Consider the following 12,126-nt stretch of genomic DNA (forward strand, 5'->3'; position numbering starts at 1 on the left):
GCCGCGCCCAGGCAAGCGCCTTGCCCAGCCACTGCGGTGTCATGGTCGTGGCGGATAGTTGTGATTCCTGGCGCCTGGTGCGTGGCTGATGGCATAGGGCTGACGGTTGCCCGTTTCCGTCTTGCTCGCCTGTCCTTGGCTTTTCCTTCGCTCTTCCATTCAGCATTCCACACATTCCAATCAGCATGGATATTGCCCTCGCCCTGAAAGCCGTGATCCTCGGCATCGTCGAAGGACTGACCGAATTTCTGCCCATCTCCAGCACAGGCCACCTGATCCTCGCCGGCCAGTTGCTCGACTTCAATGATGAAAAGGGCAAGATCTTCGAGATCGTGATCCAGTTCGGTGCCATCCTGGCGGTTTGCTGGGAGTTCCGCCACCGCATCGCCACCGTGGTGGGCGGACTGGCCAGCGATGAAAAGGCCCGGCGTTTTGCCATCAACGTGATCGTGGCCACCGTGCCGGCGATCGTGCTGGCGCTGGTATTCGGCAAGTGGATCAAGGCTCACCTGTTTAACCCGGTCACCGTGGCCACCGCATTCATCGTCGGTGGTGTGGTGATCCTGTGGGCCGAATGGCGGGAAAGCCATCGCGGCCAGGTATCGCACCCGCAGGGCAACGCGTTGCTGGAGGCCGCCAAGGCTGGCGCGCCGCGGATCGAGTCGGTAGACGACCTGAACTGGCGCGATGCGATCAAGGTCGGGCTGGCGCAGTGTTTCGCGCTGATCCCGGGCACCTCGCGCTCCGGCGCCACCATCATCGGCGGCATGCTGTTCGGGCTGTCACGCCAGGTAGCCACCGAGTTCTCCTTCTTCCTGGCGATCCCGGTGATCTTCGGCGCCACCGTCTACGAACTGTACAAGTCGCGCGCGCTGCTGTCCGCCGACGACCTGGGCATCTTCGCCATCGGCTTCGTCTTCGCCTTCCTGTCCGCCTTCTTGTGCGTGCGCTGGCTGTTGCGCTTTGTCGCCACCCATGACTTCAAGCCGTTTGCCTGGTACCGGATCATCTTCGGCATCGTTGTGCTGGCGACCGCGTACTCGGGGCTGATTGCCTGGCATGCCTGAAGGCGGTCGCGATAGATAACACCGGCGGCAACTGTCGCACGAAAAAAAAGCGTGGCTCCAAGCCACGCTTTTTTCATGGTGCCGACGACGTGCGGCGTGCGGCGCGGCCTTCGCTTTCAGGCCCGCTTGCGGAACACCACGTCCCACACGCCATGGCCCAGCCGCACGCCGCGGCGCTCGAACTTGGTCACCGGGCGGTAGTCCGGCCGCGGCGCAAAGCCGCCGGCGGCGTCCGAGGTGTTGGCCAGGGTGGGTTCGCCCGACAGCACTTCCACCATCTGGTGGGCATACTCTTCCCAGTCGGTCGCGCAGTGCAGGTAGCCGCCCGGCTTGAGGCGGTTGGCCAGCAGCTTGACCAGCGGCGGCTGCACCAGGCGCCGCTTGTTGTGGCGCTTCTTGTGCCACGGGTCGGGGAAGAAGATATGTACGCCGTCCAGGCAGGATTCCGTCAGCATGTGCGCAATGACCTCCACGGCGTCATGCGGCATGATCCGCACATTGCCGATCTCGCGCTCGCCCAGCAGCTTGAGCAGGGCGCCCACGCCGGGTTCATGCACCTCACAGCCCAGGAAATTGTCCTGAGGGCGTAGTTGCGCGATATGTGCGGTGGTCTCGCCCATGCCGAACCCGATCTCGAGGATCGCTGGCGCGGTGCGGCCGAACGTGGCCTCCCAGTCGAGCGGCTGCGGTGCGTAGGGCAGGATGAAGCGCGGCCCCAGGTCATCGATGGCACGCTGCTGGCCGGTGGAGGTTCGCCCCGCGCGGCGCACGAAGGAACGGATGCGGCGCGGGTGCGCCACGTCGCTGCCGTCAGCAGCCTTGGCGGGCGCGTTGTCAGCGTCGTCGGCTGGCGTCGGGTCGGAACTGGGGTCTTGGGGGAGCATGGCAACAAAAAAGCCGCCGGGCGATCCTGATCGGGCATGCGACCAGTGGCGAAGGCGGCTCGTCTCAATCTGATGTGGAGCGGGCGATGGGAATCGAACCCACGTCTTTAGCTTGGGAAGCTAAGGTAATGGCCATTATACGACGCCCGCAAGAAGCGCGATTTTACGCGGGATGCCCCGGCGAGCGCAAGGTGCGCGGTTGCCGGATACCATGAAAAGTGCATTATCTCGCGCTCCGGCGCTCCGGCGCACCGGCGGAACCGGTGCGCCGGGACCCGCGTGGTCCCTTAGACGCCAAACGCCGGTGTGGCACCGGCAACGTTCCTGGCCCCATCCGGCCGGCCAGATCCATTTCCGCCGATGCGGAACATGGCCACCGCCGCGTTCAGCGCCAGGATGTTGGGGAAAACTTGAAGGTGCGATGGCGCCTTATGGCGCCACCCGCAGCCGGCAGACCGCCGCCTCCTCCTGTCCCGGCGCGAGCCAGCGCAACCCCGTGCCGTGGTGGATGGCGTTGGGCAGGCCGAGCCAGGGTTCCACGCAGTAGAAGTCGGAGTCGGCGCGCTCCGACCAGGTGGTGACCGCGAACCACGGCGTGCTGCCCGGCGTGTCCAGCTCGATCGCCAGCTTGCGGCCATGCGCAGCGGTGGCATCGGGCGGCGTGGCCAGCGTGCAGTGGCGTGGCGCCGCAGCCTGCGCGTGCAGGACGTGAAAGGTGTCTTGCAGGCGCGGGTCGTCGAGCTGATAGGTCTCGGCGCCTTGGCCGTTCGATGCCAGCGAGCCGTCGGGATGCTGGCGCATCCGTTGCGCGACCGGCATGGCCAGCGTGGAAGCGGCGCGGGCCTGGTGGGCAAGCGGGAAGTAGAAGTGGTGGCCAGCGTAGTAAGGCAGGGCCTGCTCGCCGGTATTGCGCGTGCGCAACGTGGCCTCGAGGCTGTCGTCGAGCAGCTGGTAGGTGACCTCGAACAGGAACTCGAAGGGGTAGGCAGCGCGCGTCGCGTCCGACGCTTGCAGCGTCATGGTCAGGCTGCGTCCCGCCTCAAACTGCGTGACCGCGAAGGGCAGGTCGCGTGCGAAGCCGTGGATCGGCAGCGCCCGCACGGTGCCGCTGGCGTCTTTCCACGCGCCGGGCGCGTTGTCGACGAAGTGCCTGGCAATGAAGGGGAACAGTATCGGGTTGCCGCCACGTACACGGGCCAGTTGGGACCAGTCAGCGTTCTCTGGCCAGTAAAGGATGTCCTCGCCGCGATGCACCCAGCGCACCAGGCGGGCGCCGAACTGCGGGGCTAGCAGCATGAAACTGGAATCGTCTCCGACCCGGATCAGTTCCTGGCCTTGGAAATGCATAGAATTGAGAGGCGGCATGCAAGTTGCGGCGGGAGTGAGCATCGCTGCATGATAGCCGTCAACGCGCCGTGCCGCGGCACCTGTCCGGTGCTCGGTTGCGCCCCCGGCGGGTGCACAGGCGTCGGGCGTTCATCAGGCATGCGCCTTTTGCAGCGATCGGTGCGCCACATTCGGACCGGCTCTCGCCGCTTTCGGCGCTGCGTGGGCACGCGGCCGCTGGCGTGAATGTTGCGTCGCAGCGCAGAGCGTTTCCCTCAGCGAAAGGAGCTTGTCATGGCCGAGTCCCTCAGCAAGTCCACAGCGTCCGCTGGCGATGCCGCCACGGATGCCTCTCCCACGAAGTTCTCCCACGTGCGCCCGCAAGACACTGCCTTCGTCGACCAGGGTTTGCGCGATTTCTTCCTGTATCGCGACCTGGGCATTGCCGAGGCCACGGGCGGCAAGCTGCTGGTGCAACTGGTCAAGGCCAACCAGCCGCCCGAGCAAGGCACCGGCTGGCACCGGCACGAGGCGCAGTTCCATGTGGTACTGATGCTCAAGGGCTGGGCGCGCTTCATGTACGAGGACAAGGAGACACTGGTGGCGACTGGCGATTGCGTGCACCAGCGCCCCGGCATCACGCATTTTCTGTTCGACTACTCGCCGGACATGGAGTACCTGGAGATCGTGGGGCCGGCGGATTTTGGCACCGTCGAGGTCGAGGGCCCGTGCGCGGTGCCGGCGGTGACGCCGTGGCCGGCAGGCCAGACCGCTGCCTAGACACCTGGCTACCTGGCCGTGCCGCGCGGCCATATGCGTTCAACCTCATGCGTTCAACCTCACGCGCTCATATAGACGGCGTTGCGCACTAGCGGATAGACCTGCGAATCCCAGCGCTTGCCGTTGAACACGCCGTAATGCCCCACGCCGGTTTGCACGTGGTGCATGCGCATATAGGGCCGCAGGCTGCCGCACAGTTCCTGCGCGGCCATGGTCTGCCCGATGGCGCAGATGTCGTCGCGCTCGCCCTCGACCGTGAGCAGCGCCGTGCGGTGGATCGCGTGCGGGTCCACGCGGCGCCCGCCTACGTCCAGCAGGCCCTGCGCCAGCAGGAATTCCTGGAACACCATGCTCACGGTTTCGAGATAGAACTCCGCGCTCAGGTCCATGGTGGCGAAGTATTCCTCGTAGAACACCTGGATCGCATCCGCGCGGTCATGCTGGCCGCTGGCACGCAGATCGTAGAGGTCGCGGAAAGCCTGCTGGTGGCGCTCGCTGTTCATGCTCATGAAGGCGATCAGCTGCATGAAGCCGGGGTAGACGCGGCGCATCGCGCCGGCAAAGCGAAGCGGCACGTAGCTGGTGAGCGAGCGCTCGAACCATTCGATGGGCTGGCTGGTGGCGAGCTCATTGACCTTGGTCGGGTTGATGCGCGCGTCGATGGGGCCGGCCATCAGGATCAGGCTCGGCGGCTGCGCCGGATCGTTATCCTCCGCCATCAACGCCACGGCGGCGAGCGCCGCCACGGTGGGCTGGCACACCGCCATCAGGTGCGTGCCGCCGCCCAGCACGCGCAGGAAATCGATCAGATGGTAGACGTACTCGTCAAAACCAAAGCGGCCGTGCGCCAGCGAGATGTCGCGCGGGTTGTGCCAGTCGGTGATGTAGACATCGTGATCGCGCAGCATGGTCTGCACGGTGCCGCGCAGCAACGTGGCAAAGTGGCCCGACATCGGCGCCACCAGCAGCACGCGCGGGTGGGCAGGGACGCCGTGCTTGCGAAAGTGCAGCAGCGAGCAGAACGGCGTGCTCGCGGTCACTTCCTCCGTAACCTGTACCGGTGTGCCGTTCACCATGACGCTGTCGATGGCAAACGGCGGGCGATGGTGCGTCAGGCGGCTCAGTGCGAGCACCTCGCAGGCCGCGCGCGTGGCAAGCATCGGCTCGCATCCTGCCAGGCGCGGGTTTTCCGCAAGCGTGCTCGACACCATGTGGGCCAGGCTGCAGGCGGGCTGCATGAGATCCGCATAAGTCTGGTACACCTGATACAGCATGGCTGGCCCCCTTTGATGCGTTGACCTCATCAGCCGCAATATGCGTGCCACGGCGAATCGCGTTGGCATGCGGCTTGCGGGCCTGCCCGTATGGCGGAACGGGGTGACCTGTTCTGGTTCGTATGCGGCGCAAACGCCGCGCGCGAAGTGCGCGCGCGGATCTTCGCCAGACCATCTGCCTCATGCTGGTGCTATGCGGTGCACCGTGCCGGTGCCGCTGTGGCCGCGGCATGTTTAACCGTGAAACGGCGTGCCTGATACGTGCTTGATACGTGCGTGGTGCGTGCTTGTTTCGGCTGCGGCGCAGGCCATTGCGCCACATCAAGGCAAGAGCAAGGTAAGCGCAATCAGGAACTATGTCCCCGCCATGATGTAGTACAAATTCATAGTAGAAGCAGCGAACACAAAGCACACAACGCATAGCGCGACACTGCAGCGGGAGACACGGGCGCACCGTCTGCTGGCACACAGACGACGGAAATCGCCCGCCGTGCAATGGCTTTTCCAGGTGGCAAGGAGGCGGGATGGCAAGGACGACACTCACCATCAGCAGTAAAACGTATTCATCGTGGTCTCTGCGCGGCTGGCTGCTGGCGCGCTTCGCGGGACTGGAGTTCGAGGAGGTGCTGGTGCCCCCCGATGACGCCGCGGCGCGCGCGGAAATCCTGCTGCTGTCGCCTTCGATTCTCGTTCCCCGCCTGCTGCACCAGGGCGTGACCGTGTGGGACACGCTGGCTATCGCCGAGTATCTCAACGAGGTCCGCCCGAAGGCCGGCCTGCTGCCCGATGACCGCGCCGCACGCGCGCATTGCCGCGCCATCTGCGGCGAGATGCATTCGGGCTTCGCTGCCATGCGCGCGGCGTTGCCCATGAACTTGAAGGGGCACTTTCCTGGCTTCAAGGTGTGGTCGCGCGCGCAGGCCGATATCGACCGCATCGCGCAGATCTGGACCGAGTGCCTGACGCAATACGGCGGCCCCTATCTGTTTGGCGAAACGCGCACCATGGCCGATGCGATGTACGCGCCGGTGGTGACGCGCTTCGTGACCTACGGCGTGATGCTGGATCCGGCGCCGGTGGAGTACTGCAAGCAGATCCTCGCCATGCCGGAGTTGCAGGAGTGGATTGCCGCGGCAAAGAAGGAGCCCGACGAAATCAGCGAACTCGAAGTGGAGTTCTGACTGTCTTGCCAGGAGAAAGAAGAGGGCGCATCGCGGCGTTCAAGGCTGCGGTGCGCCCTTTCTCCTTTCACGCCGCCGCGGACTCGCTGGCGCGCGCCACGATAAATCGCTCGGCGTAGGCGAAATACCAGTCCAGCGTTTCCGGGTTGGCCATGGCGTCGCGGTTGGCGATCTTGTCGGGCGCGTGGCCCAGCAGCAGCTTCTTGATGGGCACTTCCATCTTCTTGCCCGACAGCGTGCGCGGCACGCCGGGCACTTGCAGGATCTCGTTGGGCACATGGCGTGAGGACAGCGCGCTGCGGATGCGTGCGCGCATGGTGTCGCGCAATGCATCGTCCAGGACCATGCCCTCGCGCAGCACCACGAACAGCGGCATATACGAGTCGCGCCCCAGGTATTCGAGGTCCACCACCATGCTGTCGAGCACTTCCGGCAGGTCCTCCACCACGCGGTACAGCTCGCTGGTGCCCATGCGGATGCCGTGCCGGTTGATGGTCGCGTCCGAGCGGCCGTAGATGATGGCGCCGCCGTGCGCGGTGATCTTGATCCAGTCGCCGTGGCGCCACACGCCGGGATAGGTGTCGAAGTAGCTGTCGCGGTAACGCTGCCCGTTGGTGTCGCCCCATAGGAACAGCGGCATCGACGGCATCGGCGCCGTGCAGACCAGCTCGCCCACCTCACCCACCAGCGCATTGCCTGCTTCGTCGAAGGCTTCGACTTTCGCACCCAGGCAGCGGCACTGCATCTCGCCCGAGTAGACCGGCAGGATCGGGCAGCCTGCCACGAACGAGCCGGCGAAGTCGGTGCCGCCGCTCATCGGCGCAAGCCAGATGTCAGCGCCCACGTGGCGGTAGATCCAGTCATAGGCCTCGGCCGGCAGTGGCGAGCCGGTTGAGCCGAGCGCGCGCAGCCGGGAAAGGTCGGCCACGCGCGCGGGCTCGATCCCGGCCTTCATGCCGGCCGTGAAGAACGCCGCGCCCGCGCCAAAGGCGGTGACGCGCGCGGCATCCACGAAGCGCCACAGCACGCCGGCGTCGGGCCAGGCGGGATTGCCGTCGTAGAGCGCGATGGTGCTGCCAAGCAGCAGCCCCGCGATCTGCGCGTTCCACATGATCCAGCCACTGCTGCTGTACCAGTGGAAGACGTCGTCCGGCCCGAGGTTGTTGTGAAACGCCATCAGCTTGAGCTGCTCGATGACGATGCCACCGTGGCCGTGAACGATGGGCTTGGGCATGCCGGTGGTGCCGGAGGAGTAGACGATCCACAGCGGATGGTCGAATGGCACGGATTCGATCGCCAGCGGTACGCGATGCGCCAGCACCGCCCGCCATGCGTGGCGACGCACGTTGGCGGGAAGCGGGATGGCGTCGGGGGCGGCATGCGCGTCAGTGTGCTCGCCCGGCACCAGTATCAGGTCGGTGAGCGAGGGCAGGGCGGCGGCCAGGTCGGCCAGCACTGGCGCCCGATCGTAGGCCTTGCCGCCATAACGGTAGCCATCGACGGCAATCAGCACCTTGGGTTCGATCTGGCGGAAACGGTCGCTTACCGCCACCTGGCCCATGTCGGGCGCGCAGCCCGACCAGATTGCGCCAAGGCTGGCGGTGGCCAGGAAGGCGACGACCGTGGCGGGAATGTTCGGCAGGTAGCCCGCCACGCGATCGCCGCGCGCCACGCCCATGCCGCGCAAGGCATGCGCCAGCGAGGCAACCTGCTGTTCCAGCGCATCCCAGCTCAGGTCGGTGACCGCGATGGATTCACCGGCGTAGCGGATGGCCGTGCGCTGGCGCGCGGCGCCGCTGCCGGCATGGCGGAACACCTGTTGCACGTAGTTCAGGCTGGCGCCATCGAACCAACGCGCGCCGGGCATCTGCGCGCTGCCGAGCACGCGCTCGGCAGGGGTATCGAAGCGCAGGTCGAAATAGGCGCGGATGGCGTCCCAGAAGGCTTCCAGGTCGGTCACCGACCATTGCCACAGTGCGCCGTAGTCGGCAAAGGCGAGGCCGCGCTCGCTCTCCAGCCAGCGCATGAAGTGCGTAATGCGGCTGCCGTCGCGGAATGCCTGCGACGGCGTCCATCTCAGTTGCCCTTCTTCAAGGGTAGTCATGTCTCCTCCTCGGGTCCGTCTCGCGCGGACGTGCGGATGGGTTGCGGTGCGGTTTTGGTGTGATCTTACCTGCTGCCCGCCATCATGCGTTGGCGCGGGCTTCGAACAACGCGTCCCACATGCCGTCGACCCGGGCCTTGACCGCGGCATCCATCTGGATCGGACGGCCCCATTCGCGGGTGGTCTCGCCGGGCCATTTATCGGTGGCATCGATGCCCATCTTCGAGCCCAGCCCCGACACCGGCGAGGCAAAGTCGAGGTAGTCGATCGGCGTGTTCTCCACCAGCACGGTGTCGCGCGCGGGATCGACGCGGGTGGTGATGGCCCAGATCACTTCCTTCCAGTCGCGCACGTCAACATCATCGTCCACCACCACGATGAACTTCGTATACATGAACTGACGCAGGAAGCTCCAGACGCCGAACATCACGCGCTTGGCGTGCCCAGCGTACTGCTTCTTCATGCGCACCACGGCCATGCGGTAGCTGCAGCCCTCTGGCGGCAGGTAGAAGTCGGTGATCTCCGGGAACTGCTTTTGCAGCAGCGGCACGAACACTTCATTGAGCGCCACGCCAAGCACCGCAGGCTCATCGGGCGGCTTGCCGGTATAGGTGGAGTGGTAGATCGGATCGCGCCGCATGGTGATGCGGTCGATGGTGAAGACGGGGAACCAGTCCTGCTCGTTGTAATAGCCGGTGTGGTCGCCGTACGGGCCTTCCAGCGCATGCTGGTAGCCGGACGGGTGATCCGGGTCGGGCTGGATGTGGCCTTCCAGCACGATCTCGGCCGAGGCCGGCACGCTCAGCTCGGACAACGTCGGCGTGATGCAGCCGGCCAGCGCGGTGCGGCTGCCGCGCAGCAGGCCCGCAAACTGGTATTCCGACAAGGTGTCGGGCACCGGGGTCACGGCGCCGAGGATGGTGGCGGGGTCCGCGCCCAGCGCCACCGCGATCGGGAACGGCTTGCCGGGGTTGGCCAGCGCGTGTTCGCGGAAATCCAGCGCGCCGCCTCGATGCGCCAGCCAGCGCATGATGACCTGGTTGCGGCTGATCACCTGCTGGCGGTAGATGCCGAGGTTCTGGCGCTTCTTGTGCGGACCCTTGGTGATCACCAGGCCCCAGGTGATCAGCGGCGCCGCATCTTCGGGCCAGCAGGTCTGGATCGGCAGGCGCGCCAGGTCCACGTCGTTGCCTTCCCACACCACCTCTTGGCAGACCGGGCTGTTGACGCGCTTGGGCGCCATGTCCCACACCGATTTGACGAGGGTGAACAGCTTGCCGGCTTCGCGCAAGCCGCGGGGCGGCTCGGGCTCCTTGAGCGCTGACAGAACGCGGCCGATGTCGCGCAGGTCGGCCAGGCTTTCCGCGCCCATGCCGAGGGCGACTCTGCGTGTCGTGCCGAACAGATTGGCCAGTACGGGCACGCTATAAGTCTGACCAGGCCGATGGGGATCGCTCGGGTTTTCGAACACGACTGCCGGCCCGCCTGCTCTCAACAGCCTGTCGCAAATCTCGGTCATTTCGAGGTTGGGCGACACCGGCGCACCGATCCGTTTCAGTTCGCCAAGGCCTTCAAGTTGGCCCAGGAAATCGCGCAAGTCGTTGTATTTCATGATTTATTCGATTGAGGCGCAGGCACGTTAGCGCACCTGTCCATGCAAGTTGTGTGATGCATTATTCACATTAATATGATGGGACACAAAAAAATCGTCCCAATTTGCATGTCCAAATTGTAAATTTTTTGACTCCGCCTCGGTCGGCAAGGATGGCCTCCATGCTTTGCCAGTACTGAGTTTCACCCATTGGAGGGGGCAAGGAAGTGCGTCAAAGACCCTTGTTACATATAACCAGAAGCTTTGTTTTTTCGAAACGTTATTCTTGACGATGTATAAAAGGGTTCCTACAATCCGGTTCTGCTCGTTGGAGTGTTGCGGTGCAGCACATTTTCTTCTGCCCTGTCAAGGGGATTAGTGGGGAATTATCCATATCTGATCATATGAGCGGATGCGTCTGAGCAGGACGGATTCGATCGATCGCCCCGGCCGTGGCCGGGTGCTTTGAGTAGTTCGCGGCAGGGCAGGCTCCCCCAAGAGCCTACCCTGTTTCTCGTTGGGCGCATGGGGAGCGCCCACCAACAGGTGCTGGACGTCTTTGCTGGGCGGCGCGGCATCCTTACTTGAATACGCGGTCAACGGGCGTGCGGCGCAGCAGCGTGGCACGAAGCGGACAGCGGATGGAGGTAAGTATGAGTGGTTGGAAAACCCTTCATCTTCCCGGAGTCGGGCGGGCATTGCAGGTCCGTTTCAGACACCCGGTACCCGGAGTGAGTCGGGCATTGCAGGTCCGCCTTGCGCATCCGGTCGCTGGCCGCGCTTTACGCAGCGGTCGCGCAACGTTGAAATATGCCCTGAACAGTCTCGGGGTTGTGTCTGTAGTCGCCGCGGTATCGCTGTCTGTCAGCCAGGAATGGCGTACGGCCCTGGCCGGTGCGCTGGCTGGCGAGGAAGCGCCTGCGGTATTGATGGAAGCGGCAGTGCCAGCGTCCACGGCCGATGTGGCCGCGGCCAAGCTGAGCCTGACGATGGCGCAGTCCAAGCCGGCAGGGTTGCCGACCGTGTCCGGCACTGACGACTGGGGCCAGCAGCCCGCCGGCAAGGTGCCCTCCGTGGCGCACCTGGCCGCGCAGATCCCGGCGCAGCGCGTGGCGCTTGATGCGCGTAACCCGGCCACGCTGGGCAGCGCACGCGAGCAGGCTGTGGTGGCTGAGTACATCGCTCGCAAGTATCGCGTGGCGGCGCAGGCCACGGCGCAACTGGTGAAGGCCGCATATCTGACGGGGCGCGAGGTCGGCATCGATCCGCTGCTGATCCTGGGCGTGATCGCGATCGAGTCCAGTTTCAATCCGTACGCGGAGAGCGGCGTGGGCGCGCAGGGCCTGATGCAGGTGATGACCAAGGTCCATCAGGACAAATACGAGGCCGTGGGCGGCGTGGCAGCCGCGCTGAACCCGTACGCCAACATCAAGATCGGTGCGCTGGTGCTCAAGGACTGCATCGCCCGCGCCGGTTCGCTGGAAGGCGGCCTAAAGTATTACGTGGGTGCGGCGACCACCAACACCGATGGCGGATATGGCGCCAAGGTGCTGGCAGAGCGAGCCCGCCTGCGCCAGCTGCCTGGCGTGCGCAGCGTCGCGGCTGAGCCGGTGTCGGCCAAGCCGGAAGTGGCGGTGGACGCCAAGGCACAGGCCGAGCATCGTCACGGCACGGCCGGCGACAAGCTGGAAGCGGCAGGCAACGTCCCGAAAAGCGCCTGATCCCCGGATCCTCGTATCTCGGGCAGCGCGAAAAAAAGCACCCTTCGGGGTAATGCCGTTCAGTTAAGAGCTGAACGGCATTTTTGTATGTAGCGTCAGAGGAAGTTGTAAACGCTGCGCCGAAGTGTTAACTTTCGGGCGCGATGCTTTCCAGTCACCTGACCTTCCTGCTCGAAGCGCAACAGCCGGCCGACTTGA

At 65.0% G+C, this 12,126-nt stretch carries 9 protein-coding genes and 1 tRNA gene; 4 read left to right on the forward strand and 6 right to left on the reverse strand.

The features are described 5' to 3' along the window. Window positions 1-185 precede the first annotated feature (185 nt). Window positions 186-1,067: an undecaprenyl-diphosphate phosphatase gene (locus tag AB4061_RS10575; protein ID WP_441633450.1), complete on the forward strand. Its 882-nt coding sequence runs from the start codon at window positions 186-188 to the stop codon at window positions 1,065-1,067. A 116-nt stretch (window positions 1,068-1,183) separates the two neighbouring features. On the opposite strand, the gene trmB is transcribed toward AB4061_RS10575, so the two are convergent. The 3 genes from trmB to AB4061_RS10590 all read right to left on the reverse strand — a co-directional run bounded on the left by trmB (window position 1,184) and on the right by AB4061_RS10590 (window position 3,316). Then, window positions 1,184-1,951, reverse strand: a complete 768-nt coding sequence (trmB, locus tag AB4061_RS10580; protein ID WP_441633452.1) for a tRNA (guanosine(46)-N7)-methyltransferase TrmB — start codon at window positions 1,949-1,951, stop codon at window positions 1,184-1,186. A 75-nt stretch (window positions 1,952-2,026) separates the two neighbouring features. Further along, window positions 2,027-2,101 (reverse strand) — tRNA-Gly (locus AB4061_RS10585). A gap of 279 nt (window positions 2,102-2,380) precedes the next feature. Beyond that, window positions 2,381-3,316 (reverse strand): aldose epimerase family protein, encoded by a 936-nt coding sequence (locus tag AB4061_RS10590; protein ID WP_441633454.1) that lies wholly within the window; start codon window positions 3,314-3,316, stop codon window positions 2,381-2,383. A gap of 255 nt (window positions 3,317-3,571) precedes the next feature. On the opposite strand from AB4061_RS10590, the gene AB4061_RS10595 reads away from it, so the two are divergent. Then, window positions 3,572-4,057 (forward strand): cupin domain-containing protein, encoded by a 486-nt coding sequence (locus AB4061_RS10595; RefSeq protein WP_441633456.1) that lies wholly within the window; start codon window positions 3,572-3,574, stop codon window positions 4,055-4,057. A gap of 59 nt (window positions 4,058-4,116) precedes the next feature. Here the strand turns inward: AB4061_RS10595 and AB4061_RS10600 are convergent, their stop codons facing one another. Next, window positions 4,117-5,331, reverse strand: coding sequence for a polyhydroxyalkanoate depolymerase (locus tag AB4061_RS10600; RefSeq protein ID WP_441633458.1), 1,215 nt, complete (start codon window positions 5,329-5,331; stop codon window positions 4,117-4,119). Window positions 5,332-5,855: 524 nt separating this feature from the next. Here AB4061_RS10600 and AB4061_RS10605 point away from each other — a divergent pair. Further along, window positions 5,856-6,512 carry a glutathione S-transferase family protein gene (locus AB4061_RS10605; RefSeq protein WP_441633460.1) on the forward strand — a complete coding sequence of 219 codons (657 nt, stop codon included), beginning with the start codon at window positions 5,856-5,858 and terminating at the stop codon, window positions 6,510-6,512. A 67-nt stretch (window positions 6,513-6,579) separates the two neighbouring features. Here AB4061_RS10605 and AB4061_RS10610 read toward each other — a convergent pair whose 3' ends face one another. Together AB4061_RS10610 and ubiD are read right to left on the reverse strand one after the other, a co-directional pair. Next, window positions 6,580-8,616 carry an acetoacetate--CoA ligase gene (locus tag AB4061_RS10610; RefSeq protein ID WP_441633462.1) on the reverse strand — a complete coding sequence of 679 codons (2,037 nt, stop codon included), beginning with the start codon at window positions 8,614-8,616 and terminating at the stop codon, window positions 6,580-6,582. Window positions 8,617-8,698: 82 nt separating this feature from the next. Beyond that, window positions 8,699-10,228 (reverse strand): 4-hydroxy-3-polyprenylbenzoate decarboxylase, encoded by a 1,530-nt coding sequence (gene ubiD, locus AB4061_RS10615; protein WP_441633464.1) that lies wholly within the window; start codon window positions 10,226-10,228, stop codon window positions 8,699-8,701. 632 nt (window positions 10,229-10,860) lie between these two features. On the opposite strand from ubiD, the gene AB4061_RS10620 reads away from it, so the two are divergent. After that, window positions 10,861-11,928: a transglycosylase SLT domain-containing protein gene (locus AB4061_RS10620; RefSeq protein WP_441633466.1), complete on the forward strand. Its 1,068-nt coding sequence runs from the start codon at window positions 10,861-10,863 to the stop codon at window positions 11,926-11,928. Window positions 11,929-12,126 lie beyond the last annotated feature (198 nt).

Origin of the sequence: Cupriavidus sp. YAF13 (genome assembly GCF_052113425.1) — a bacterium.
GTDB lineage: Bacteria > Pseudomonadota > Gammaproteobacteria > Burkholderiales > Burkholderiaceae > Cupriavidus.

What these genes read in the sequence shown, in the direction of transcription:
- AB4061_RS10620 (WP_441633466.1), top strand. Translation starts at nt 10,861, where the DNA reads ATGAGTGGTTGGAAAACCCTTCATCTTCCCGGAGTCGGGCGGGCATTG.
- AB4061_RS10600 (WP_441633458.1), bottom strand. Translation starts at nt 5,331, where the DNA reads ATGCTGTATCAGGTGTACCAGACTTATGCGGATCTCATGCAGCCCGCC.
- AB4061_RS10575 (WP_441633450.1), top strand. Translation starts at nt 186, where the DNA reads ATGGATATTGCCCTCGCCCTGAAAGCCGTGATCCTCGGCATCGTCGAA.
- ubiD (WP_441633464.1), bottom strand. Translation starts at nt 10,228, where the DNA reads ATGAAATACAACGACTTGCGCGATTTCCTGGGCCAACTTGAAGGCCTT.
- AB4061_RS10605 (WP_441633460.1), top strand. Translation starts at nt 5,856, where the DNA reads ATGGCAAGGACGACACTCACCATCAGCAGTAAAACGTATTCATCGTGG.
- trmB (WP_441633452.1), bottom strand. Translation starts at nt 1,951, where the DNA reads ATGCTCCCCCAAGACCCCAGTTCCGACCCGACGCCAGCCGACGACGCT.
- AB4061_RS10595 (WP_441633456.1), top strand. Translation starts at nt 3,572, where the DNA reads ATGGCCGAGTCCCTCAGCAAGTCCACAGCGTCCGCTGGCGATGCCGCC.
- AB4061_RS10610 (WP_441633462.1), bottom strand. Translation starts at nt 8,616, where the DNA reads ATGACTACCCTTGAAGAAGGGCAACTGAGATGGACGCCGTCGCAGGCA.
- AB4061_RS10590 (WP_441633454.1), bottom strand. Translation starts at nt 3,316, where the DNA reads ATGCCGCCTCTCAATTCTATGCATTTCCAAGGCCAGGAACTGATCCGG.